Source organism: Streptomyces mirabilis (assembly GCF_039503195.1).
Lineage (GTDB): Bacteria > Actinomycetota > Actinomycetes > Streptomycetales > Streptomycetaceae > Streptomyces > Streptomyces mirabilis_D.
This window is the reverse complement of the sequence record NZ_JBCJKP010000001.1, coordinates 2,715,447-2,738,884: the sequence shown is the minus strand read 5'-3', so window position 1 is coordinate 2,738,884 and position 23,438 is coordinate 2,715,447. Positions and strand designations below refer to the sequence as shown.

Sequence of the window (23,438 nt, the reverse complement as noted above, 5' to 3'; positions counted from 1 at the left end):
TAGGGCCTGTCCGGCGGATCAGGCCCTAGTGGTCGCCGAGGTGCATGTCAGCCGCCTCGACCTCTTCGCGGGTGACACCCAGCAGATACAGCACGGTGTCCAGGAAGGGGAAGTTCACCGCGGTGTGCGCGGCCTGGCGGACGACGGGCTTGGCGTTGAAGGCGACGCCGAGACCGGCCGCGTTGAGCATGTCGAGGTCATTGGCCCCGTCGCCGATCGCCACGGTCTGGGCGAGCGGCACCCCCGCCTCGGCGGCGAACCGGCGCAGCAGCCGTGCCTTGCCCGCACGGTCCACGATCTCCCCCGTGACCCTGCCCGTCAGCTTCCCGTCGACGATCTCCAGGGTGTTGGCCTGCGCGAAGTCCAGCCCGAGCCGCTCCTTCAGATCGTCCGTGACCTGTGTGAATCCGCCGGAGACGACACCAACTTGGAAACCGAGCCGCTTCAGCGTACGGATCAGCGTGCGCGCGCCCGGTGTCAGCCGCACCTCCTCGCGCACCTTGGTCACCACGGAGGCGTCCAGCCCCTTGAGCAGCGCCACACGCGCGTGCAGCGACTGCTCGAAGTCCAGCTCCCCGCGCATCGCGGCCGCCGTCACCTCGGCGACCTGCTCCTCGCACCCGGCGTGCGCGGCGAAGAGCTCGATCACCTCGTCCTGGATCAGCGTCGAGTCCACATCCATGACGACCAGGCGCTGCGCCCGGCGGTGCAGCCCCGCCGCCACCACCGCGATGTCCACCCCGAGCGCCGCGGCCTCGGTCACCAGCGCGGTGCGCAGCGTCTCGGTCCCCGTACCGGACACGGCGAACTCGACCGCCGTCACCGGGTACTTGGCGAGCCGGAAGATTCGGTCGATGTTGCCGCCGGTCTTGGTGATCCGGGCGGCGATCGCGGCCGTCGACTCCGCCGTGAGCGGATGCCCGAGCACGGTGACGAGGGACCGCCCGAGGCCGCGCGGCCGGTTGTCGCCGAGGCCGGAGATGATCTCCGCCTGCATCTTCATCGACTCCGCCCAGCTGTGGACGGTGGCCCGCAGATCGCCCTCCAGACCGGCCGGCGGCTCGGTCACCAGCGCGCAGAGCACGATCCGGCCACGGGTGACGACCTGCTCGATGTCGACCACCTCGACCGAGTAGGCGGCGAGGGTGTCGAAGAGTCCGGCCGTGATACCCGGCCGGTCCTTGCCGAAGATCTTGACGAGGAGAGTGGGGACCTCGGGGGTCTGCGAAGCGCTCATGGTGACTCCACCGTATCCGGCACCCCGTGCCTTGCGCCCCTGAGGTCCGTCCAGCGGACGGGGAACACTGGGTGTCGGAGCGGTGTCGAGCGCGTTGCCCGGCAACGACGATCAGCTCTGCCGCCCCGGCCCCGGTGGCGCGGAAGGTCCCTGGCCGGGCGGCGGCTGCGGCGGAGGCGGCACATCGCGTCCCCGTGGCCGCCGCTTCTGCGGCCCAGGTGGCGGCATCATCGGCCGGACGACCGTCGGCGCGCCGTACACGTCGCCGGGCGGGCGCGGCCGCTCGGACGGCCGACCGTCGGCGGGTTCCCGCAGCTCGTCGGGCAGCCGCAGATAGGGATTGGTGTCGGGGTTCGCCGGCCGGTACGGCGTACCCGGGGCGTACGGTCCGGGCCCCCGGGGGAGGTCAGGGGCGGGCGCGGCCACCGGGGGACCCGCGTCACCCAGTGCCAGCGGGGCCGCCCGCCGTCCCGCGGCCCCGCTCGCGTACGCCAGCAGCGCCCCCGCCGCCCCCGCGCCCGCGCCCCAGACGGCGCCGAGCAGCAGCGCCATGCCCAGATGCCCGTGCAACCGGATTCCGGCACCGAACGCGTCGATGCCGAACACCGACAGCGAGGCGTCCACGGACACGTCCGTCAGCCACGCCAGCAGCGGCAGCGCCAGCGCCGTCACGATGCCGAGCCGAAGAGCGCAGCGCCCGGCGAAACCGAGGGCACCCCCTCCTCGTACAACGGGAGCAGTCGGTGTTCCCACCGAAGTCGCACCCCGCCCCCGTACAAAAGGCGTACGCGAGGCGGCGAGGACGCCGGCGAACAGCATCATCACCGCGGTCGCGACCCCCAACAGCCACACCCGTCCGTCGAGTTCGGCGAGCCGGCCCAGGGTGACGGGCTGATCGGAGTCGACGCTCAGCAACCGGTCCAGCGGGTGGGGGAGCAGCTTGGCGAGTTCGCCGGTGGCCTTGCCGTCCCAGGGCACGAAGAGGCCGATCGGGATGCCCAGCCACACCCCGTTGGGCGCGCCCAGCAGCGCGGCGCCCGCGATCAGCTTGGGATGGGGATCGCCGATCGCCGCGTACGCCGCCGCCGCGAGGCCCGCGAGAACCGCCACCAGGACCACCGTGACCAGCGCGGACGCGGCCGGACGCACCATCCGGTGCACGCCCTCCCAGCCGCGCGGCAGCGGGGTGCGCCGGGAGGCGAGCAGGGCGATCACCAGGATTCCGGCCGCCCAGGCCGCGCCGCCGAGCAGCGTGGGCACCGTGTCCACGGTGAAGCCCACGGCCGCCTGCGCCTGCACCAGGTCGCCGATCTTGCCGGGCAGCAGTCCGCCGAGGTCCCCGAGACCGCCGGGGAGCTTGTCGGTGATGTTCCCGAGGCCGCCACCGCCCGTCACCCGGTCGAGGCCGAGCTTGCTCCCGTCGATCGTGATGATGTCGTGCCCGGCCCAGGCGAGCCCGCCCAGCGTCGCCACGAACAGCACGACCACCGCGCCCGCACGTGCGAGGAGTTCGGACGGCGAGATCACAACTCCCGCCCCGCGCAGGGAGCGTAGGAAGAAGAAGGAGAGCAGGAGCGCGCCCACGAGTCCCACACCCAGTGGCGTGATCTGTATGGCCGTGTGCGCCTCCGCTCCCTTCAGACCGAAGGCCGACACGTCGCCGGACGGTTTGACCGCACCGTTGGCCCCAAGAGCCACCACCGCCGCGGTCATCGGCCCGAGCGAGCCCGCCGCGTCGGCGCTGACCAGATGCAGACCGAGCGCGGCCGTGCCCGCCATCGCGATCAACGCCCAGCTCACCGAGGCGATCGCGGACAACAGCACATCTCCCCACGGCAGTCGCCCGCCGTGCCTCGCGGTGTCGATGCTCATCGTCAGACCCCCCGATCCGCGCCGCGGTGTCATCACCGCGGATGTCCCCCTCGCGTGGGATTACCACTCTCCGGGCCGGTTTCAACCCCGTCAACGGAAACGGGCAACCCGCCCGTACGCGCTCTTCACATGGCCCGACTTTCGGTCAGGGGGCTGCTCCTGAAATAGTTCCCCCGATGTTCGACATCCCTAGACTCCCTGTGATGGGGGAACTTCGGGGGACAACTCAGTGGGGCATGGAGTGCCGGAACTCGTACTGGAATTGAATGGACGGACCTGGACGCTCGATGCGTCCAGGCCATACACCCTCGGACGTGATCCGCAGGGGGACGTCGTGCTCGACGACGCCAGGGTCTCCTGGCGTCACGCCACGATGAGCTGGGACGGCCGGAGTTGGGTCATCGAGGACCACGGCAGCACCAACGGCACCTTTGTGCAGGGGCAGCGGATCCATCGGATGGAGATCGGCCCCGGTTCGGCCGTGCACCTCGGCAACGCGACCGACGGCCCGCGTCTGAACCTCTCCGGCGCCGCTGCCGCCGTCGCGCAGCCTCAGCAGCAGCCCTACGCCGCGCAGGGCGCGAGCCCCGGCTGGGCCCAGCAGGCACCGCCGCAGCAGACGCCGGAGCAGAGTCACCAGCAGCCGCAGCAGCCCGCGGCGCGAGTGCCGCAGCAGCAGGGACCCGGTGGTGGCGCGGGGGCGCCGCCGGTCTACGGCGACCGCAGCCCGACCACCTTCCACCAGCTCGACCTCGGCCGGGTGATGCGCATCGGCCGTGCGCTGGAGAACGAGCTGGTCGTCTCCGACCTCCAGGTCTCGCGCCACCACGCCGAGTTCCACGCGACACCCGGCGGCCGTTTCGAGATCCGCGACCTCGGCTCGCACAACGGCACCTACGTCAACGGTCAGCCGATCGCCAAGGGCGGCTCGGCGATGCTCGGCCCGAACGACATCGTCGGCGTCGGCCACTCGACGTTCCGCCTGGTCGGGGACCGGCTCGAGGAGTTCGTCGACACCGGTGAGGTCTCCTTCTCGGCCCGCCATCTGACGGTGACGGTCGACGGCGGCAAGCAGATCCTCAAGGACGTCTCCTTCGGCGTTCCCGAGAAGTCGCTCATCGCGGTCATCGGCCCCTCGGGCTCCGGCAAGTCGACGCTCCTGAAGGCGCTCACGGGCTACCGCCCCGCCAACCAGGGTGATGTCCTCTACGACAACCGGAACCTGTACAAGCAGTTCGCCGAGCTGCGTCAGCGCATCGGTCTGGTCCCGCAGGACGACATCCTGCACAAGGAACTCACCGTCAAGAAGGCCCTCAAGTACGCGGCCAAGCTGCGCTTCCCCGCCGACACCACGACGGCCGAGCGTGAGGCCCGCATAGACGAGGTGCTGCGCGAGCTGAAGCTGGACATCCACAAGGAGAAGAAGGTCACCTCCCTCTCCGGCGGCCAGCGCAAGCGCGTCTCGGTGGCCCTGGAGCTGCTGACCAAGCCGTCGCTGATCTTCCTGGACGAGCCGACCTCCGGTCTCGACCCGGGCATGGACCGCGATGTCATGCAGCTGCTGCGCGGCCTCGCCGACGACGGCCGTACGGTCCTCGTCGTCACGCACTCCGTGGCCGAGCTGGCGATCTGCGACAAGCTGCTGGTGATGGCACCGGGCGGTTCGGTCGCGTACTTCGGTCCGCCGGAGGAGGCCCTCAACTTCTTCGGCTACGAGACCTGGGCCGACGTCTTCTCGGCCTTCGAGAACTACCGCGACTACGACTGGGCGGGCCGCTGGAAGGGCTCGCAGCACTACCAGATGTATGCCGCGGACATCGACGCCGTCGCTCCGCAGTCGGCCAATGTGACGCCGCCGCAGGCGATGAAGCCGCCGAAGCCGCAGGGCTGGTTCTCCCAGCTCAGCACGCTGGTACGGCGCTATGTGTCGGTGATCGTGTCCGACAAGGGCTTCCTGGCGCTGACGGTGATCCTGCCGGCCGTGCTCGGCGCGGTGAGCCTGCTCATCGACCCGAACAAGACCCTGCTGGTGAACGCGCAGGTGAACCCGAAGACGGGCGTGCACGTGCCGAACGGCACGGCCACCACGGTGCTGCTGATCCTCGCGGTCGGCGCCTGTTTCGCGGGCGCGGCGAACTCCGTCCGTGAGCTGATCAAGGAACGGGTGATCTACGAGCGGGAGCGCGCCACCGGCCTGTCCCGCTCGGCGTACCTGATGTCCAAGGTGGTCGTGCTCGGTGTGGTCACCGTGCTGCAGGGCGCCATGGTCGGCGCGATCGGTTTCACCAGCCGCACCAAGCCCACCGAGGGCGTGGTCTTCGGCCATTCGGTGCTGCTGGAACTCTCCATCCCGATCATGGCGCTGGGCTTCACCTCGATGATGTTCGGCCTGGTCATCTCCTCGCTGGTGAAGACGGCCGAGAAGACCATGCCGCTGCTGGTGATGTTCGCGATCATCCAGGTCGTGTTCACCGGCTGCCTGTTCATCCTGAACGGCAAGATCGGCGTCAACGAGTTCTCGTACCTGATGCCCTCACGCTGGGCGGTCGCCGCCGCCGGCGCCACGCTGGACTTCAACAACATCAATCCGAACACGGACGACCCGTCCAGCACGGACCCGCTGTGGAACCACACGGCGTCCGCCTACGGCATGGACATCGTCGCGCTGCTCGTCCTCGCCGCCGTCTGCGGCTTCTTCGTGGCCCGCTTCCTGCGCCGCCACGAGCCCGAGGTCATGCGCAAGTAGTCCCGCGCGCACGTATGCCGAAGGGCGGCACCCCAACACCGGGGTGCCGCCCTTCGGCATACGTGTCAGAGGTCCGCGCAGGCCTCAGTACGCGCTGTTGACGTTGTCCATCGAGCCGTACTTGTCGGCCGCGTAGTTGGCGGCGGCCGTGATGTTGGCGACCGGGTCGTAGATGTTCCACGAGGTGCCGGGCACGTGGTACGCGTTGAAGGTCGGCTGGATGACCTGCAGCAGGCCCTTCGAGGGGATCCCGTTGATGGCGTTGATGTCCCAGCCGTTGATGGCCTTCGGGTTGCCCGAGGACTCGCGCATGATGTTGCGGTGCAGCCCGTTGTACGAGCCCGGGATGCCCCTGCGCTTCATGATGTCGAGCGACTGACGTATCCAGCCGTCGAGGTTGTTGGCGTACGTCTTCGTGGTGGCCGTCTTCGTGGCGTACGTCTTCGTCGTGGCCGTCTTCATGGCGACCGTCTTCATGGCGATCGTCTCGATCGCGGGGCGCTGCGCGGAGCGGCTCGCGGCCTGCACCTTGCGCACGTTCTCGGCTGCCTTCTTGGCGGCGGCCGCGTCGGCGGCCTTCTTCTTCGCCTCGATGGCCTGGGTCTTCAGGCTCGCACCGGCCTGCTGGTCGGTGAGGCGGGCCTGCACGTTCTTGATCGGCTGCTGGCTGAAGACGACCGGGGCCGCGGAGATGGCGGCGTCGTTCGTGGTGGTCTGCGTGTGGTTCGGCGCCAGCGAGAACGCGAGGGTCGCGGCACCGAGGGTGGCGACACCGGCGATCGAGAGCTTGTGGAGCTTCGTCAGCTTCGGACTATGGCCAGGAGTGCGGGTGTTCTTGGTCATGGCTGATGGACCTCTTCGAATAGCGCGGAGGTCGCTCCCGGTCCGGTGGGGGACAGAGTGTTTCCGGATCTGGCGCCGTGGGCTTGAAACCCTCGGTGCTGAGCGACGGGTGCCATTCTTAGCGGCCGCAAAATACCGTGGCAAAGGTGTGACGTACGACGGAAGGTAGTAGGCCCACTAAGGGCAAATCGGGGCAGACTGTCACGTCTGCCCCGCTCACTATGCCCGGCTTTATCTCCTATGCGCCTTCGTACGTGATGTGCGCCCTATGTGCGGGCTCACATCGGCCCTATGGAATTCTCACCGACAGTTGCTGGAGCAACTCTCAGTGTGAGGGCCTTCCTCCGGGAGGATGAGGTGCACGTCCCCGAACTCGTGCCAGAGGTAGAGCCCGCTCAACGCCTCGCCGTAGCTGCGCTCGATCGCCGCCCGTCCCGCGATCGCCTCCAGCATCAGCAGATGCGAGGCCTCCGGCTCGTGCAGCCCGGTCAGCAGCCCGTCCACCACCCGCACACCCCGCTCCGGGGTCACCACGAGGTCCGTCCAGCCCTTCCGGGCCCGGACCACCCCGCCGGCGTCGACGGCCGACTCCACGGCGCGTACGGCCGTCGTACCGACCGCGAGGATCCGCCCCTCTCCCGCTCTCGCGGCGTTGATCAGCCGGGCCGACGCCTCCGGCACCTCGTACCGCTCCGGATACGGCGGCTCATGGGCCTCCGCCGACGCGACACCGGTGTGCAGCGTGATCGGCGCGAACTGCACGCCCCGGCTCACCAGCTCCGCCACCAGGCGCGCGGTGAACGGCCGCGCCGCGCTCGGCATCTCCGCACTGCCGCCGCCGTCGCCCGACGGCAGCGCGAACACCGTCTGGTAGACGGACAGCGGCTGGTCCCTCTGCGTATAGGAGTAGCGAATGGGGCGCCCGTGGCGCCGCAGCAGCCCGAGCACGTCCGGATCCGACACCCGCCCCCACCACAACCGCGAGCCGTACGGCGTCAGCGGCTCCTCCAGTACGAGGCGTACGTCCCCGGCAAGGCGTACCTCCGTACCCGCGGGTCCCCCCGCGCGCGCACGTGTGGTGCCCCTTCCGTCGGGATCCCGCAGCTCGACGGCCCACCGTCCGTCATCGCCCCGCGTGGAGAAATGCACCACCACGCGCGCGTGCCCGATCCACCCGTCCACGGCGGCCGCCAGCGTGGGGGAGGTGTTGACGATCAGCAGATCCCCCGCCCGCAGCCGCCGCGGCAGCTCCACGAACGCGTGATGCGACACCTCCGTACCGCACGACACGAGCAGCCGCACGGAGTCCCGGTCCCGCCCGGGCCCGCGCTGCTCGGCCGGCACCCGCGCCGACCGCTCCTCCGGAACCCGCACGGTCGTCGTCATCGCACCTCCAGCAGCGCCGGAGCGCCGTAGCGGCCACTGGCAGGGCGTTCGTCCAGCAGCCGCAGAAAGGCCGGAACCACGCTGTCCGGCGTCGGCCGCGCCTCGCCGTCGTCCGGTACGGCCGCCGCGTACAGGTCCGTGCCCATGTCCCCCGGGTCCACGGCCCACACGCGCAGCCCGGGCTCCTCCACGCCGAGCACGGCCGCCAGATGGTCCAGGGCGGCCTTCGACGCCCCGTACCCGCCCCACGTCTCGTACGCCTCCGAGGCCGCGTCCGAGCTGACGGCGACGACCGCGCCGGCCGGCGCGGCCCGCAGCAGCGGCAGCGCCTCCTGGACCAGGCCCAGCGCCGCGACCACGTTGACCTCCAGGGCATGGCGCAGCCCGTCCAGGGGCAGATCCTCCAGACGCACCAGCGGCTCGGCGCCCAGCGCGCTCGCGTTGTTCACCAGCAGGTCCACGCCGCCGAGCCCGCGCGCCGCCGCCACCAGCCCGGCGCGGTGCCCGGCGTCCCCGACATCCCCGGGCAGCGCCTCCACCCGGGTCCCGTACGCGGACAGCGCCGCCGCCGTCTCCTTCAGCACTCCCGCGGTCCTCGCGTCGAGGACCAGATCCCAGCCGCGCTCCGCCAGAGCCGCGGCCAGCGCCCGCCCCAGCCCCTTCGAAGCACCCGTGATGATCGCTACCGGCATGACGTCCGTCCCCTCGTCCCAGCACCGCCGCTCCGGGCGGGTGCCTTCAACGTAGGAACCCGGCCGCCCCCGCCGCCTCGTGCGCGGGCCCCAATGACCTGGGGCCCTTCGCCCTAGGCCCACCGGCCTAGACAGCCGCCACCAGAGGTCGGATACGCACTGTCACACCCCGCCGGTACGTTGGGGACATGAGCCAAGGCCCCCGGTCCGGTCTGTACGCGGTGAGTTCCGCGCTGCTTGCCATGAGCAGGCACCTCGAGGTGCGCGACGTCCTCAAGACGATCGTCGCCTCGGCCCGCGAGCTGCTCGACGCGCAGTACGCGGCGCTCGGTGTGCCCGACGACCACGGAGGATTCGCCCAGTTCGTGGTCGACGGCGTCAGCGACGCCCAGTGGAAGGCCATCGGCCCGCTTCCGCGCCAGCACGGCATCCTCGCGGCGATGCTGCACGAGGCCCGCCCCGAGCGCCTCGCCGACGTACGCAAGGACCCCCGCTTCGAGGGCTGGCCCGCCGCCCACCCCGACATGTCCGACTTCCTGGGCCTGCCGATCCGCGACGGCGACGAGGTCATAGGCGCCCTGTTCCTGGCGAACAAGAACAGGACGAAGGAGAACCAGAAGGACTGCTCCGCGCCGGACGGCGGCTGCGGCTTCACCGAGGACGACCAGGAACTCCTCACCATCCTCGCCCAGCACGCGGCGATCGCCCTGACCAACGCCCGCCTCTATGAGCGCAGCCGCGAGCTCACCATCGCCGAGGAGCGCTCCCGGCTCGCCCACGAGCTCCACGACGCCGTCAGCCAGAAACTCTTCTCCCTGCGCCTGACCGCACAGGCCGCCGCCGCCCTCGTGGACCGCGACCCGGCACGCGCCAAGGGCGAACTGCACCAGGTGGCCATGCTCGCCGCGGAGGCCACCGAAGAGCTGCGCGCCGCCGTCATCGAGCTGCGCCCCGCCGCCCTCGACGAGGACGGCCTGGTCGCCACCCTGCGCACCCAGATACAGGTCCTCGACCGCGCCCACTCCGCGCGCGTGACCTTCGCCGGCCACGGGGTGCGGGCGCTGCCCGCCGCCCAGGAGGAGGCCGTGCTGCGCGTCGCCCAGGAGGCCCTGCACAACGCGCTGCGGCATTCTGGAGCCGGCCGCGTCGATGTCACCCTGGAGAAGCGCGGCACCGGCACCGTCCTGCGCGTCAGTGACGACGGCAGCGGCTTCGAGCCCACGGCGGTCCGCGCCGCGGGACGCCACCTGGGCCTCGTCTCCATGCGCGACCGGTCGAGCGGGGTCGGCGGCACCCTCAGCGTGGAATCGGCGCCCGGAAAGGGCACCACGATCGAGATGGAGGTCCCTGGTGGCTGACGCAATCAAGGTGCTGCTCGTCGACGACCACCAAGTGGTCCGCCGGGGTCTGCGCACCTTTCTCGAAGTGCAGGACGACATCGAGGTCGTGGGCGAGGCGTCCGACGGCGCCGAAGGGGTCGCCCGCGCCGAGGAGCTGAAGCCCGACGTCGTGCTCATGGACGTCAAGATGCCGGGCATGGACGGCATCGACGCGCTGCGCAAGCTCCGTGAGCTGGCCAACCCCGCGCGCGTGCTGATCGTCACCAGCTTCACCGAACAGCGCACGGTCGTCCCGGCCCTGCGCGCGGGCGCCGCCGGTTATGTCTACAAGGACGTGGACCCCGACGCTCTCGCCGGAGCCATCCGCTCCGTGCACGCCGGGCACATCCTGCTCCAGCCCGAGGTGGCGGGCGTCCTGCTGTCCCAGGAGGAGGCCAACTCGGGTCAGGGGAGAGGCGGCTCGCTCACCGAACGGGAGCGCGAAGTGCTCGGCCTGATCGCGGACGGCCGCTCCAACCGGGAAATCGCACGCGCGCTCGTCCTCTCCGAGAAGACCGTCAAGACGCATGTCTCGAACATCCTGATGAAGCTCGACCTCGCCGACCGCACACAGGCCGCGCTCTGGGCCGTACGCCATGGGGCGGCGGGCTGATCGCCCGCGCGGCGGCAACTCGGAGGGTTCCGCTCCGGGCTGAGATTCATACCGTCGTGTGTATGTCACCCGGATGGCGCATCCTCCGGGGTTCTCGGCCGTTCTCCAGTGCGTGCCGCGGCGACTGCCGCGGTGATCGCTAGGGAGGGCTCAGAAGTGAAGAACCTGAAGAAGGCCACGGCTGTCGCGATGGTGGCCGGCGGGCTGGTCGCCGCCGGTGCCGGTATGGCGTCCGCGACGGACGGCGCGTGGGCGGGCGGCAACGCCGCGGGCTCCCCGGGCGTCGTCTCGGGCAACGTCATCCAGGCCCCGATCCACATCCCCGTGAACGCGGTCGGCAACAGCGTGAACGTCATCGGCCTCCTGAACCCGGCCTTCGGCAACCTGGGCCTCAACCACTGAGACCCACACCCCCACCACCCCACCGGCCTCCCAGGACTCTCCTGGGAGGCCGACTGCCGTGTCCTTCCGGGGGGCAGGGGGCCGGGGCGCAGCTCCGCCCCCCAGGGGCGCGGGGAACTGCGCGCCCAGCCCCACTCACCCGCAGTCAAAGAAGCCACCCGGCGGGTCTGGGGGCGGAGCCCCCAGGGACGGGAGGTGGGGTTCCCCTGCTCGAGCGAAGTCGAGAGCTTGGGGGAGGGGAGGGGCGGCGGGGGCGCAAACAGACCTCAGCGAACCCCCCGCTCCCGCTCCTCCACGAACGCGTTGTACGCCGCCACCTGCGCCCGCCGAGCCGTCCGCTCAACCGGCCGCAACGCCAACGCCCGCGCCGAAATCTCGGACGCACTCACCGCCCCGCCATGCCCGTTCTCGGACGCGACGGAGATCAGCAACCCCACCCGCTGGGCCAGCTCCAGCACCCGCACCGCACGCGGCGGATACCCGGGCGCCAACACCTCCCGCCCCCGCTCGGCCCGTGCCCGGTACGCGTCGACCGCCGCCTCGGCGACCGGCCCCGACCCCGCCACGTCGAGCCGCGACAACACCTCCGTCGCCTCACGCAACGCCTCCGCGAGCTCCCGCTCGGCCTCACCGAGCGAGGGCACATCCGCCGGCGGCGCCTCCCGCACGGCGAGGCAGTGCCACACCACCTCGACATGGACATCACCCTCGGGCCCGGCCTCGTACACCTCGGGAACGAGCCCGAGCGCCGCCCCGTGGCAGACCACCGCCTCCTCCGCGTCCAGGGCGCGCGCATTGAAGTCCGGCGGCCCGCTCAACCCGAGCGGATGCCCCGGCGCGGGCAGCGCGACCCGCAGCCCTTTCACCCCGAGCGCGCGAAGCCGGCCGAGGGCGAGCGTGAGCCCGACGGGCCCGGACTCACCCGGCAGCCCCTCGACCCGGTGCACCGCGTCCTCACCGACGATGGCGAGCGCCGCGTCATCCGGCGAAACAAGTCCGGCCAAAAGGGCATTTCCCCATGCGGCCAGGCGTCCTGAGCGTGGTTCCGAGAGCATGCCTCCACCCTAAGGACCGACCGATGGATGGGAGGGGCCAACCGGTGGCGTAGGTTTTCCCTGGGGGCTGCGTCCACAGACGTAAGCGACGGCCGAGACTGCAATGGGAGACAACGCGCTCATGAGCGATGTACTGGAGCTGGAGGACGTGTCCGTGGTCCGAGAGGGCCGGGCTCTGGTGGACCAGGTCTCCTGGTCGGTCAAGGAGGGGGAGCGCTGGGTCATCCTCGGCCCGAACGGCGCCGGAAAGACGACCCTCCTGAATCTCGCCTCCAGCTATCTCTTCCCCAGCCAGGGCACCGCCACCATCCTCGGCGAGACCCTCGGCAAGGTCGACGTCTTCGAACTGCGCCCGCGCATCGGCGTGGCCGGTATCGCCATGGCCGAGAAGCTCCCCAAGCGCCAGACCGTCCTGCAGACCGTGCTGACGGCCGCGTACGGCATGACCGCGGGCTGGCACGAGGACTACGAGGACATCGACGAGCAGCGCGCCCGCGCCTTCCTCGACCGCCTCGGCATGAGCGACTACCTGGACCGCCGGTTCGGCACGCTCTCCGAGGGCGAGCGCAAGCGCACCCTGATCGCCCGCGCCCTGATGACCGACCCCGAGCTGCTGCTGCTCGACGAGCCCGCCGCGGGCCTCGACCTCGGCGGCCGCGAGGACCTCGTCCGCCGCCTCGGCCGCCTCGCCCGCGACCCGATCGCCCCCTCCATGATCATGGTCACGCACCACGTCGAGGAGATCGCTCCCGGCTTCACCCACGTCCTGATGATCCGTCAGGGCAAGGTGCTCGCCGCGGGCCCGCTCGAACTCGAACTCACCTCGCGCAACCTCTCCCTCTGCTTCGGACTGCCGCTCATCGTCGAGCAGAACGGCGAGCGTTGGACCGCACAGGGGCTGCCGATGTCCTGAACATCGGGTACGAGCTCCTTCTCCACCGATCTGCGCCCTGTCCGCGCCCGGCCCGCGGACCTACCATGACCATGTGAACGACATCAACGCATGGGTGTGGTGGCTCGTCGGCGCGGCCGCGCTGGGCATCCCGCTCGTGGTGACCGCGATGCCGGAGTTCGGCATGCTCGCCCTCGGCGCCGCAGCGGCGGCGGTGACAGCGGGCCTCGGCGGCGATGTCGTCCTTCAGGTGCTCGTCTTCGCCGTCGTCTCGTTCGCCCTCATCGCCGTCGTACGACCCGTTGCGGCCCGGCACCGCGCCCAGCGGCCCCAACTCGCCACCGGAGTGGAGGCGTTGAAGGGGAAACAGGCCATCGTCCTGGAACGGGTGGACGGTTCGGGCGACGGCCGGATCAAACTCGGCGGAGAGATCTGGTCGGCGCGCGCCCTCGACGCCCAACAGGCCTACGAAGTGGGCCAGGAGGTGGATGTCGTGGACATCGAAGGAGCCACGGCGATTGTGATGTGACCTCGTGCGACGCAAGTGAACCGAACGCCCCACGTGGCAGACGACGGTCTGTCAGACTCGTCGAGCAAGATCTTCAACAACCATAAGATCTTTCGGACATACCGAGGCGGAGAAGGGTACGGGGAGCATCGATGGCACCAATCATCATCGTCCTGATCATTCTGGTGGTGTTGGTATTCATCGCCCTGATCAAGACCATCCAGGTCATCCCACAGGCCAGCGCGGCCATCGTGGAGCGCTTCGGCCGCTACACACGGACCCTGAACGCGGGCCTGAACATCGTGGTCCCGTTCATCGACTCGATCCGCAACCGCATCGACCTGCGTGAACAGGTCGTGCCGTTCCCGCCGCAGCCGGTGATCACTCAGGACAACCTGGTGGTCAACATCGACACGGTCATCTACTACCAGGTCACCGACGCACGCGCCGCCACCTACGAAGTCGCCAGCTACATCCAGGCGATCGAGCAGCTCACCGTCACCACCCTGCGCAACATCATCGGTGGCATGGACCTGGAGCGGACCCTCACCTCCCGCGAGGAGATCAACGCGGCCCTGCGCGGCGTCCTCGACGAGGCCACCGGCAAGTGGGGCATCCGCGTCAACCGCGTCGAGCTCAAGGCGATCGAACCGCCCACCTCCATCCAGGACTCGATGGAGAAGCAGATGCGCGCCGACCGTGACAAGCGCGCCGCGATCCTCACCGCCGAAGGCATCCGCCAGTCGCAGATCCTCACCGCCGAAGGTGAGAAGCAGTCCGCGATCCTGCGCGCCGAAGGTGAGGCCAAGGCCGCCGCCCTGCGCGCCGAGGGCGAGGCCCAGGCCATCCGTACGGTCTTCGAGTCCATCCACGCCGGCGACGCCGACCAGAAGCTCCTCGCCTACCAGTACCTCCAGATGCTCCCCAAGATCGCCGAGGGCGACGCCAACAAGCTCTGGATCGTGCCCAGCGAGATCGGCGACGCCCTCAAGGGCCTGAGCGGTGCCATGGGCAACTTCGGCCCCATGGGCGGCGGTTCGGGCAACGCGGGCACCGAGCGCCGCGAGAAGCCGTCCGTCACCGACTGACGCCCTGGTCCCTACGACGATGGGGCCCACCTCCTGCCTTTCGGCGGAGGTGGGCCCCATCGTCGTAGGAACCGCCGGGTCTAGGCTGCGGGTTGGGCCAGCCACTCCGGGAGGGCGTCGAGGTCGTCACGGCCCAGCGCCAGCAGCATCGCGTCCGCGGGCGTCGGCTCGAACGGCTGCCGCAGCAGCGGCATACCCGCCTGCTCCGGAGTCCGGTCCGCCTTGCGGTGATTGTCCTCCGCGCAGGACGCGACCGTGTTCAGCCAGGAGTCCCGGCCGCCCTGCGCGCGCGGCACCACGTGGTCGACCGTCGTCGCCCGCCTTCCGCAGTACGCGCACCTGTGCCGGTCGCGTATCAGCACACCGCGCCTCGACCACGGCGCTTGTCTTCGGAAAGGCACCCTTACATACCTGCACAGCCTTATGACTCGGGGCACGGGTATGTCCAGCGCGGCGCCGCGCATACGGAGTTCGGGGTGGGCCTGCTCGACGACAGCCTTGTCCTGCAGCACCAGAACGACGGCTCGGTTCAACGTCACCGTCGACAGCGGCTCAAAGCTCGCGTTCAGAACCAGCGTGTCCCGCATCCAGCCCACCTCCCGTGCGCACCGGCCCACCCCCTGGCGGGCTTGGATCAACTCTGGCCGGGCACGCCGAGATGGACAACGCAATAAAAATGCCCGCCCCTGATCACTTCCAAGACCAGAGGCGGGCAAACGTTCAGTGAACGTGAGTCTTCACCGCTTTACGCGGGCGACGCGTACTCTCCCATCAGATGGGCGCGCGCCAGCGTGTGGAACCGCAGATTGAATCCCACGACGGCCGGCGACACCTCCGCGTCGGGACCGAGCTTCTCCTGATCCACGGCGTACACCGTGAACACATACCGGTGCGCAGGATCCCCGGCCGGCGGCGCGGCGCCACCGAAGTCCTTGGACCCGTAGTCGTTGCGCACCTGAACGGCACCCTCCGGCAGCCCCTCGAACTTGCCGCTGCCCGCACCCGTCGGCAGCTCCGTCACCGAAGCGGGAATGTCGAACACCACCCAGTGCCAGAACCCGCTCCCCGTCGGGGCGTCCGGATCGAAGCAGGTCACGGCGAAGCTCTTGGTCTCCGGCGGGAAGCCCTCCCAGCTCAGCTGCGGCGAGGTGTTCCCGGCCGCGTAGACCTGAGCGTCCTTCAGTACCCCGCCCGGCTCGACGTCCTCACTGATGACCGTGAAGGCCGGAACGGGCGGATGGAAGTCATGGGGAAGCGGCGGCCTCTTGAGCTCGGTCACGTCAGAACCTCCTGAACGGTGGAATCTCTCGACCCGAGCCTAGAACCAGCTGCGCTTGCTGCCGACCTCGGACAGCCACTGGTTCAGGTACGCGGCCCAGTCCGTGCCCTGGTAGTCGTGCAGCCCCACCCGGAAGGAGCGGTAGGAGTCGCTGCCCTCACTGAAGAGGCCCGGCTTCTTGTCCATCTCCAGGATGACGTCCATCTCGTGGTCGTCCGCGACGAAGCTCAGCTCGACCTGGTTCAGCCCGCGGTACTGCGACGGCGGGAAGAACTCGATCTCCTGGTAGAACGGCAGCTTCTGCCGGGTGCCCCGGATGTGACCGCGCTCCATGTCCGCGTTCTTGAAGCGGAAGCCCAGCTGGATGAAGGCGTTCAGGATCGCCTGCTGCGCCGGCAGCGGATGCACGTTGATCGGGTCCAGGTCACCGGAGTCCACGGCACGCGCGATCTCCAGCTCGGTGGTCACACCGATGTGCATGCCCCGCAGCGCCTGCCCGTCGATCGTGGTGATCGGCGTCTCCCACGGGATCTCGAGCCCGAAGGGAACGGCGTGCACGGCACCGGCCTGCAGCTCGAAGGCCCCACCGAGCCGCAGCTTGGTGAACTCGATGTCCTGCTTGTACTCCTGGTCGTCGTGCCCCTCGACCTCGACCTTGGCCTGGAGCCCGACCGACAGCCCCTCGATGGCCTGGTTCACGGACCCACCCTGGATCCGCACCTCACCCTGCACGACACCACCCGGAACGACGTTGACCTCGGTCAGCACCGTCTCGACCGAAGCCCCACCGGCTCCCAGGCTCGCAAGCAGCCGCTTGAACCCCATGTTTCTTCCTCCCCAGGCAACGCCTGTGCTCCGTCGTACATCCGTCTGGATCCTTGATCCCTACAAACGCGATCCGACCGCGGCCGGTTCCGCGCCCTCACCCTTACAAGGAGGACGCTCCCTGACCACCCGTAGACACGCACAGGTCCGCACGGACACACACTCGTGCGGACCCGTACGGCACAGTCCCTCACCCGGCCGCATCCGTCCGGGCGACTGGACTACGCTCGTACGCCATGATCGCGGCCCCTGACCGTACGCCCATCACCCGGGACTTCTTCGACCGCCCCGTACTGGAGGTCGCCCCCGACCTGCTGGGGCGCATCCTCGTGCGCACGACACCGGACGGTCCGATCGAGCTCCGTCTCACGGAGGTGGAGGCGTACGACGGCCCGAACGACCCCGGCTCCCACGCCTATCGCGGCCGCACGGCCCGTAATGACGTGATGTTCGGTCCGCCTGGGCATGTATACGTCTACTTCACCTACGGCATGTGGTTCTGCATGAACCTGGTGTGTGGTCCCGAGGGCAACCCGAGCGGGGTCCTCCTCCGTGCCGGGGAGATCATCGAGGGCGCCGAGCTCGCTCGCAAACGTCGACTCTCGGCCCGAAATGACAAGGAACTGGCCAAAGGGCCCGCACGCCTGGCCACGGCCCTCGGCGTGGACAGGGCCCTCGACGGCGCCGACGCCTGTGGTCCCGAGGGCTCCCCGCTGACCCTCCTGACGGGCACCCCCGTCCGCTCCGACCAGGTACGCAACGGTCCGCGTACGGGAGTGGCCGGCGACGGGGGCGTCCACCCCTGGCGCTTCTGGGTCGCGAACGACCCCACCGTCAGCCCTTATCGGGCCCATACGCCACGCCGTCGCTCAACTTGACGCGTCCCTGGGGGGTCCGTAATGTAGCCCGAGCCGCTTGACCCGGGTACGGCGTTCAGCCTGCAGCCGGAAGTGGCCAACCCACTACCTACGACTTCCCCTCAGCGGGGGTCAATTCGGCGTGCCTGCATGCCCGAATTGCAGCCCGCGGAACTCGATTATGAGTTGCCGAGGGAATCGGCTAGCGTAGTGAATGTCGAAAGGCCGCGAAGCGAAAGCATTCAAAGCCGTAAGACAGAATCCCTCTCCGACAGGGAATCGGACACGAAAGAGTCTGATAGAGTCGGAACCGCCGGAAAGGGAAACGCGGAAGCGGAAACCTGGAAAGCGCCGAGGAAATCGGATCGGGAAACGGTCTGATAGAGTCGGAAACGCAAGAACAAAGGCAGGACAGCAGGACCGAAGGGAAGCGCCCGGAGGAAAGCCCGAGAGGGTGAGTACAAAGGAAGCGTCCGTTCCTTGAGAACTCAACAGCGTGCCAAAAATCAACGCCAGATATGTTGATACCCCGTCTCCGGCCGATCGGCTGGGGCGAGGTTCCTTTGAAAAAGTCCTGCCGGGCATGGTCTCGGTGGGCGCACAGCGAGGATGCTGTGAACCGTGGGGATTATTCCTCCCTTCGGTTCCGCTCTCGTGGTGTCGTCCCGATTACGGGAAAACATTCACGGAGAGTTTGATCCTGGCTCAGGACGAACGCTGGCGGCGTGCTTAACACATGCAAGTCGAACGATGAAGCCCTTCGGGGTGGATTAGTGGCGAACGGGTGAGTAACACGTGGGCAATCTGCCCTTCACTCTGGGACAAGCCCTGGAAACGGGGTCTAATACCGGATAACACCTGCCCGGGCATCTGGGTGGGTTAAAAGCTCCGGCGGTGAAGGATGAGCCCGCGGCCTATCAGCTTGTTGGTGAGGTAGTGGCTCACCAAGGCGACGACGGGTAGCCGGCCTGAGAGGGCGACCGGCCACACTGGGACTGAGACACGGCCCAGACTCCTACGGGAGGCAGCAGTGGGGAATATTGCACAATGGGCGAAAGCCTGATGCAGCGACGCCGCGTGAGGGATGACGGCCTTCGGGTTGTAAACCTCTTTCAGCAGGGAAGAAGCGAAAGTGACGGTACCTGCAGAAGAAGCGCCGGCTAACTACGTGCCAGCAGCCGCGGTAATACGTAGGGCGCAAGCGTTGTCCGGAATTATTGGGCGTAAAGAGCTCGTAGGCGGCTTGTCACGTCGGGTGTGAAAGCCCGGGGCTTAACCCCGGGTCTGCATTCGATACGGGCTAGCTAGAGTGTGGTAGGGGAGATCGGAATTCCTGGTGTAGCGGTGAAATGCGCAGATATCAGGAGGAACACCGGTGGCGAAGGCGGATCTCTGGGCCATTACTGACGCTGAGGAGCGAAAGCGTGGGGAGCGAACAGGATTAGATACCCTGGTAGTCCACGCCGTAAACGGTGGGAACTAGGTGTTGGCGACATTCCACGTCGTCGGTGCCGCAGCTAACGCATTAAGTTCCCCGCCTGGGGAGTACGGCCGCAAGGCTAAAACTCAAAGGAATTGACGGGGGCCCGCACAAGCAGCGGAGCATGTGGCTTAATTCGACGCAACGCGAAGAACCTTACCAAGGCTTGACATACACCGGAAAGCATTAGAGATAGTGCCCCCCTTGTGGTCGGTGTACAGGTGGTGCATGGCTGTCGTCAGCTCGTGTCGTGAGATGTTGGGTTAAGTCCCGCAACGAGCGCAACCCTTGTTCTGTGTTGCCAGCATGCCCTTCGGGGTGATGGGGACTCACAGGAGACTGCCGGGGTCAACTCGGAGGAAGGTGGGGACGACGTCAAGTCATCATGCCCCTTATGTCTTGGGCTGCACACGTGCTACAATGGCAGGTACAATGAGCTGCGAAGCCGTGAGGCGGAGCGAATCTCAAAAAGCCTGTCTCAGTTCGGATTGGGGTCTGCAACTCGACCCCATGAAGTCGGAGTTGCTAGTAATCGCAGATCAGCATTGCTGCGGTGAATACGTTCCCGGGCCTTGTACACACCGCCCGTCACGTCACGAAAGTCGGTAACACCCGAAGCCGGTGGCCCAACCCCTTGTGGGAGGGAGCTGTCGAAGGTGGGACTGGCGATTGGGACGAAGTCGTAACAAGGTAGCCGTACCGGAAGGTGCGGCTGGATCACCTCCTTTCTAAGGAGCACTTCTTACCGATCCCTCCGGGGTGAGGTCAGAGGCCAGTACATCGGCGAATGTCTGATGCTGGTTGCTCATGGGTGGAACGTTGATTATTCGGCATCTTCAGTCATCTCAGGCTGTGAGTACTGCTCTTCGGGGCGTGGAAAGCTGATCATGAGTGGCGGGGGTTGCCGGGCACGCTGTTGGGTGTCTGAGGGCACGGCCGATTGTTGGCTGCCTTCAGTGCCGGCCCCAGTGCACTCGATCCGGAAGGTTCGGGGTGATGGGTGGTTGGTCGTTGTTTGAGAACTGCACAGTGGACGCGAGCATCTGTGGCCAAGTTTTTAAGGGCGCACGGTGGATGCCTTGGCACCAGGAACCGATGAAGGACGTGGGAGGCCACGATAGTCCCCGGGGAGTCGTCAACCAGGCTTTGATCCGGGGGTTTCCGAATGGGGAAACCCGGCAGTCGTCATGGGCTGTCACCCATACCTGAACACATAGGGTATGTGGAGGGAACGCGGGGAAGTGAAACATCTCAGTACCCGCAGGAAGAGAAAACAACCGTGATTCCGGGAGTAGTGGCGAGCGAAACTGGATGAGGCCAAACCATATGCGTGTGAGACCCGGCAGGGGTTGCGTATGTGGGGTTGTGGGATTTCTCTTTCACGGTCTGCCGGCCGTGAGACGAGTCAGAAACCGTTGATGTAGGCGAAGGACATGCGAAAGGTCCGGCGTAGAGGGTAAGACCCCCGTAGTCGAAACGTCAACGGCTCGTTTGAGAAACACCCAAGTAGCACGGGGCCCGAGAAATCCCGTGTGAATCTGGCGGGACCACCCGCTAAGCCTAAATATTCCCTGGTGACCGATAGCGGATAGTACCGTGAGGGAATGGTGAAAAGTACCGCGGGAGCGGAGTGAAATAGTACCTGAAACCGTGTGCCTACAAGCCGTGGGAGCGTCGCGCATTGAGTTTACTCAGTGCGTCGTGACTGCGTGCCTTTTGAAGAATGAGCCTGCGAGTTTGCGGTGTGTTGCGAGGTTAACCCGTGTGGGGAAGCCGTAGCGAAAGCGAGTCCGAATAGGGCGATTTAGTAGCGCGCTCAAGACCCGAAGCGGAGTGATCTAGCCATGGGCAGGTTGAAGCGGCTGTAAGAGGTCGTGGAGGACCGAACCCACCAGGGTTGAAAACCTGGGGGATGACCTGTGGTTAGGGGTGAAAGGCCAATCAAACTCCGTGATAGCTGGTTCTCCCCGAAATGCATTTAGGTGCAGCGTCGTGTGTTTCTTGCCGGAGGTAGAGCACTGGATAGGCGATGGGCCCTACCGGGTTACTGACCTTAGCCAAACTCCGAATGCCGGTAAGTGAGAGCGCGGCAGTGAGACTGTGGGGGATAAGCTCCATGGTCGAGAGGGAAACAGCCCAGAGCATCGACTAAGGCCCCTAAGCGTACGCTAAGTGGGAAAGGATGTGGAGTCGCACAGACAACCAGGAGGTTGGCTTAGAAGCAGCCACCCTTGAAAGAGTGCGTAATAGCTCACTGGTCTAGTGATTCCGCGCCGACAATGTAGCGGGGCTCAAGCGTACCGCCGAAGTCGTGTCATTGCAGCAATACGCCCAACGGCGGCTGTGATGGGTAGGGGAGCGTCGTGTGCCGGGTGAAGCCGCGCCGGAAGGCAGTGGTGGACGGTTCACGAGTGAGAATGCAGGCATGAGTAGCGATACACACGTGAGAAACGTGTGCGCCGATTGACTAAGGGTTCCTGGGTCAAGCTGATCTGCCCAGGGTAAGTCGGGACCTAAGGCGAGGCCGACAGGCGTAGTCGATGGATAACCGGTTGATATTCCGGTACCCGCTGTGAAGCGTCAAACATTGAACCAGGCGATGCTAAGTCCGTGAAGCCGCCCCGGAGCCTTCGGGCAAAGGGGAGTGGTGGAGCCGACGGACCAGACCTGCAGTAGGTGAGTGATGGGGTGACGCAGGAAGGTAGTCCATCCCGGGCGGTGGTTGTCCCGGGGTAAGGGTGTAGGCCGTGCGATAGGTAAATCCGTCGCACATCAAGGCTGAGACCTGATGCCGAGCCGATTGTGGTGAAGTGGATGATCCTATGCTGTCGAGAAAAGCCTCTAGCGAGTTTCATGGCGGCCCGTACCCTAAACCGACTCAGGTGGTCAGGTAGAGAATACCGAGGCGTTCGGGTGAACTATGGTTAAGGAACTCGGCAAAATGCCCCCGTAACTTCGGGAGAAGGGGGGCCATCACCGGTGATGAGTCTTGCACTCTGAGCTGGGGGTGGCCGCAGAGACCAGCGAGAAGCGACTGTTTACTAAAAACACAGGTCCGTGCGAAGCCGTAAGGCGATGTATACGGACTGACGCCTGCCCGGTGCTGGAACGTTAAGGGGACCGGTTAGTCACTCTTCGGGGTGGCGAAGCTGAGAACTTAAGCGCCAGTAAACGGCGGTGGTAACTATAACCATCCTAAGGTAGCGAAATTCCTTGTCGGGTAAGTTCCGACCTGCACGAATGGCGTAACGACTTCTCGACTGTCTCAACCATAGGCCCGGTGAAATTGCACTACGAGTAAAGATGCTCGTTTCGCGCAGCAGGACGGAAAGACCCCGGGACCTTTACTACAGTTTGATATTGGTGTTCGGTTCGGCTTGTGTAGGATAGGTGGGAGACTTTGAAGCGGCAGCGCCAGCTGTTGTGGAGTCGTCGTTGAAATACCACTCTGGTCGTGCTGGATGTCTAACCTGGGTCCGTGATCCGGATCAGGGACAGTGTCTGATGGGTAGTTTAACTGGGGCGGTTGCCTCCTAAAGAGTAACGGAGGCGCCCAAAGGTTCCCTCAGCCTGGTTGGTAATCAGGTGTTGAGTGTAAGTGCACAAGGGAGCTTGACTGTGAGACCGACGGGTCGAGCAGGGACGAAAGTCGGGACTAGTGATCCGGCGGTGGCTTGTGGAAGCGCCGTCGCTCAACGGATAAAAGGTACCCCGGGGATAACAGGCTGATCTTCCCCAAGAGTCCATATCGACGGGATGGTTTGGCACCTCGATGTCGGCTCGTCGCATCCTGGGGCTGGAGTCGGTCCCAAGGGTTGGGCTGTTCGCCCATTAAAGCGGTACGCGAGCTGGGTTTAGAACGTCGTGAGACAGTTCGGTCCCTATCCGCTGCGCGCGTAGGAATATTGAGAAGGGCTGTCCCTAGTACGAGAGGACCGGGACGGACGAACCTCTGGTGTGCCAGTTGTCCTGCCAAGGGCATGGCTGGTTGGCTACGTTCGGGAGGGATAACCGCTGAAAGCATCTAAGCGGGAAGCCTGCTTCGAGATGAGTATTCCCACCCCCTTTGAGGGGTTAAGGCTCCCAGTAGACGACTGGGTTGATAGGCCGGATCTGGAAGGCGGGTAACCGCTGGAGGTGACCGGTACTAATAGGCCGAGGGCTTGTCCTCAGTTGCTCGCGTCCACTGTGTAGTTCCCAGACAACGAACGGTTGTGCTGGCTGAACAGTTCCACTAATCAATTGAATAGTGTGCTTGTTCGCTGCCCGTTCAAGACCCCGCTT

At 66.9% G+C, this 23,438-nt stretch carries 17 protein-coding genes and 2 rRNA genes; 10 read left to right on the top strand and 9 right to left on the bottom strand.

Annotated features, from left to right (window positions below):
• Nucleotides 1–25: 25 nt before the first annotated feature.
• Together serB and AAFF41_RS13040 are read right to left on the bottom strand one after the other, a co-directional pair.
• A complete protein-coding gene (gene serB, locus AAFF41_RS13045; protein WP_168490330.1) occupies nucleotides 26–1,237 on the bottom strand; it encodes a phosphoserine phosphatase SerB in 1,212 nt (403 codons plus the stop codon).
• 111 nt (nucleotides 1,238–1,348) lie between these two features.
• Nucleotides 1,349–3,109: a streptophobe family protein gene (locus tag AAFF41_RS13040; protein WP_343323984.1), complete on the bottom strand. Its 1,761-nt coding sequence runs from the start codon at nucleotides 3,107–3,109 to the stop codon at nucleotides 1,349–1,351.
• Between the two features lie 241 nt (nucleotides 3,110–3,350).
• On the opposite strand from AAFF41_RS13040, the gene AAFF41_RS13035 reads away from it, so the two are divergent.
• On the top strand, nucleotides 3,351–5,855 hold the full coding sequence (locus AAFF41_RS13035; RefSeq protein ID WP_319748068.1) for an ABC transporter ATP-binding protein/permease: 2,505 nt from the start codon (nucleotides 3,351–3,353) through the stop codon (nucleotides 5,853–5,855).
• A gap of 84 nt (nucleotides 5,856–5,939) precedes the next feature.
• Here the strand turns inward: AAFF41_RS13035 and AAFF41_RS13030 are convergent, their stop codons facing one another.
• The 3 genes from AAFF41_RS13030 to AAFF41_RS13020 all read right to left on the bottom strand — a co-directional run bounded on the left by AAFF41_RS13030 (nucleotide 5,940) and on the right by AAFF41_RS13020 (nucleotide 8,776).
• Complete coding sequence (locus tag AAFF41_RS13030; protein ID WP_343323983.1) at nucleotides 5,940–6,698, bottom strand: transglycosylase SLT domain-containing protein; 759 nt, start codon at nucleotides 6,696–6,698, stop codon at nucleotides 5,940–5,942.
• Between the two features lie 300 nt (nucleotides 6,699–6,998).
• A complete protein-coding gene (locus AAFF41_RS13025; RefSeq protein ID WP_319748063.1) occupies nucleotides 6,999–8,084 on the bottom strand; it encodes an S-adenosylmethionine:tRNA ribosyltransferase-isomerase in 1,086 nt (361 codons plus the stop codon).
• Nucleotides 8,081–8,776 (bottom strand): SDR family NAD(P)-dependent oxidoreductase, encoded by a 696-nt coding sequence (locus AAFF41_RS13020; RefSeq protein WP_319748061.1) that lies wholly within the window; start codon nucleotides 8,774–8,776, stop codon nucleotides 8,081–8,083. Before AAFF41_RS13020 ends, AAFF41_RS13025 begins: the two co-directional genes overlap by 4 nt.
• A gap of 188 nt (nucleotides 8,777–8,964) precedes the next feature.
• Here AAFF41_RS13020 and AAFF41_RS13015 point away from each other — a divergent pair, with 188 nt between their 5' ends.
• The 3 genes from AAFF41_RS13015 (at nucleotide 8,965) to AAFF41_RS13005 (ending at nucleotide 11,170) form a co-directional block, all read left to right on the top strand.
• Nucleotides 8,965–10,134, top strand: coding sequence for a GAF domain-containing sensor histidine kinase (locus tag AAFF41_RS13015; protein WP_319748059.1), 1,170 nt, complete (start codon nucleotides 8,965–8,967; stop codon nucleotides 10,132–10,134).
• Nucleotides 10,127–10,768, top strand: a complete 642-nt coding sequence (locus AAFF41_RS13010) for a response regulator (protein WP_054232215.1) — start codon at nucleotides 10,127–10,129, stop codon at nucleotides 10,766–10,768. Before AAFF41_RS13015 ends, AAFF41_RS13010 begins: the two co-directional genes overlap by 8 nt.
• Nucleotides 10,769–10,924: 156 nt before the next feature.
• Nucleotides 10,925–11,170, top strand: a complete 246-nt coding sequence (locus AAFF41_RS13005) for a chaplin (protein ID WP_319748057.1) — start codon at nucleotides 10,925–10,927, stop codon at nucleotides 11,168–11,170.
• A 266-nt stretch (nucleotides 11,171–11,436) separates the two neighbouring features.
• Here the strand turns inward: AAFF41_RS13005 and AAFF41_RS13000 are convergent, their stop codons facing one another.
• Complete coding sequence (locus AAFF41_RS13000; RefSeq protein ID WP_319748055.1) at nucleotides 11,437–12,225, bottom strand: hypothetical protein; 789 nt, start codon at nucleotides 12,223–12,225, stop codon at nucleotides 11,437–11,439.
• A 121-nt stretch (nucleotides 12,226–12,346) separates the two neighbouring features.
• Here AAFF41_RS13000 and AAFF41_RS12995 point away from each other — a divergent pair, with 121 nt between their 5' ends.
• The 3 genes from AAFF41_RS12995 to AAFF41_RS12985 all read left to right on the top strand — a co-directional run bounded on the left by AAFF41_RS12995 (nucleotide 12,347) and on the right by AAFF41_RS12985 (nucleotide 14,713).
• The gene (locus tag AAFF41_RS12995) at nucleotides 12,347–13,138 is read left to right on the top strand and encodes an ABC transporter ATP-binding protein (protein WP_054230572.1); all 792 of its coding nucleotides are present in this window, start codon (nucleotides 12,347–12,349) and stop codon (nucleotides 13,136–13,138) included.
• A 73-nt stretch (nucleotides 13,139–13,211) separates the two neighbouring features.
• Nucleotides 13,212–13,646, top strand: coding sequence for an NfeD family protein (locus tag AAFF41_RS12990; protein ID WP_054230570.1), 435 nt, complete (start codon nucleotides 13,212–13,214; stop codon nucleotides 13,644–13,646).
• A 131-nt stretch (nucleotides 13,647–13,777) separates the two neighbouring features.
• On the top strand, nucleotides 13,778–14,713 hold the full coding sequence (locus AAFF41_RS12985) for an SPFH domain-containing protein (RefSeq protein WP_054230569.1): 936 nt from the start codon (nucleotides 13,778–13,780) through the stop codon (nucleotides 14,711–14,713).
• 80 nt (nucleotides 14,714–14,793) lie between these two features.
• Here AAFF41_RS12985 and AAFF41_RS12980 read toward each other — a convergent pair whose 3' ends face one another.
• From AAFF41_RS12980 to AAFF41_RS12970, 3 genes are all read right to left on the bottom strand, one after another.
• Nucleotides 14,794–15,300, bottom strand: coding sequence for an HNH endonuclease (locus AAFF41_RS12980; protein ID WP_054230568.1), 507 nt, complete (start codon nucleotides 15,298–15,300; stop codon nucleotides 14,794–14,796).
• Nucleotides 15,301–15,458: 158 nt separating this feature from the next.
• The gene (locus AAFF41_RS12975; RefSeq protein WP_319748053.1) at nucleotides 15,459–15,992 is read right to left on the bottom strand and encodes a YbhB/YbcL family Raf kinase inhibitor-like protein; all 534 of its coding nucleotides are present in this window, start codon (nucleotides 15,990–15,992) and stop codon (nucleotides 15,459–15,461) included.
• A gap of 39 nt (nucleotides 15,993–16,031) precedes the next feature.
• The gene (locus tag AAFF41_RS12970; RefSeq protein WP_054230566.1) at nucleotides 16,032–16,817 is read right to left on the bottom strand and encodes a sporulation protein; all 786 of its coding nucleotides are present in this window, start codon (nucleotides 16,815–16,817) and stop codon (nucleotides 16,032–16,034) included.
• 236 nt (nucleotides 16,818–17,053) lie between these two features.
• Between AAFF41_RS12970 and AAFF41_RS12965 the strand changes: the two genes are divergently transcribed.
• The 3 genes from AAFF41_RS12965 to AAFF41_RS12955 all read left to right on the top strand — a co-directional run bounded on the left by AAFF41_RS12965 (nucleotide 17,054) and on the right by AAFF41_RS12955 (nucleotide 23,325).
• Nucleotides 17,054–17,695: a DNA-3-methyladenine glycosylase gene (locus AAFF41_RS12965; protein ID WP_060902231.1), complete on the top strand. Its 642-nt coding sequence runs from the start codon at nucleotides 17,054–17,056 to the stop codon at nucleotides 17,693–17,695.
• Nucleotides 17,696–18,356: 661 nt separating this feature from the next.
• Nucleotides 18,357–19,882, top strand: a 16S ribosomal RNA gene (locus AAFF41_RS12960).
• A 319-nt stretch (nucleotides 19,883–20,201) separates the two neighbouring features.
• Nucleotides 20,202–23,325, top strand: a 23S ribosomal RNA gene (locus tag AAFF41_RS12955).
• The 16S and 23S rRNA genes sit together here, the layout of an rRNA operon.
• Nucleotides 23,326–23,438 lie beyond the last annotated feature (113 nt).

Excerpts from the sequence above, each read along its gene's own strand:
- serB (WP_168490330.1), bottom strand. The coding sequence starts at position 1,237 with ATGAGCGCTTCGCAGACCCCCGAGGTCCCCACTCTCCTCGTCAAGATC.
- AAFF41_RS13040 (WP_343323984.1), bottom strand. The coding sequence starts at position 3,109 with ATGAGCATCGACACCGCGAGGCACGGCGGGCGACTGCCGTGGGGAGAT.
- AAFF41_RS13030 (WP_343323983.1), bottom strand. The coding sequence starts at position 6,698 with ATGACCAAGAACACCCGCACTCCTGGCCATAGTCCGAAGCTGACGAAG.
- AAFF41_RS13025 (WP_319748063.1), bottom strand. The coding sequence starts at position 8,084 with ATGACGACGACCGTGCGGGTTCCGGAGGAGCGGTCGGCGCGGGTGCCG.
- AAFF41_RS13020 (WP_319748061.1), bottom strand. The coding sequence starts at position 8,776 with ATGCCGGTAGCGATCATCACGGGTGCTTCGAAGGGGCTGGGGCGGGCG.
- AAFF41_RS13015 (WP_319748059.1), top strand. The coding sequence starts at position 8,965 with ATGAGCCAAGGCCCCCGGTCCGGTCTGTACGCGGTGAGTTCCGCGCTG.
- AAFF41_RS13000 (WP_319748055.1), bottom strand. The coding sequence starts at position 12,225 with ATGCTCTCGGAACCACGCTCAGGACGCCTGGCCGCATGGGGAAATGCC.
- AAFF41_RS12995 (WP_054230572.1), top strand. The coding sequence starts at position 12,347 with ATGAGCGATGTACTGGAGCTGGAGGACGTGTCCGTGGTCCGAGAGGGC.
- AAFF41_RS12985 (WP_054230569.1), top strand. The coding sequence starts at position 13,778 with ATGGCACCAATCATCATCGTCCTGATCATTCTGGTGGTGTTGGTATTC.
- AAFF41_RS12980 (WP_054230568.1), bottom strand. The coding sequence starts at position 15,300 with ATGCGGGACACGCTGGTTCTGAACGCGAGCTTTGAGCCGCTGTCGACG.
- AAFF41_RS12970 (WP_054230566.1), bottom strand. The coding sequence starts at position 16,817 with ATGGGGTTCAAGCGGCTGCTTGCGAGCCTGGGAGCCGGTGGGGCTTCG.
- AAFF41_RS12965 (WP_060902231.1), top strand. The coding sequence starts at position 17,054 with ATGATCGCGGCCCCTGACCGTACGCCCATCACCCGGGACTTCTTCGAC.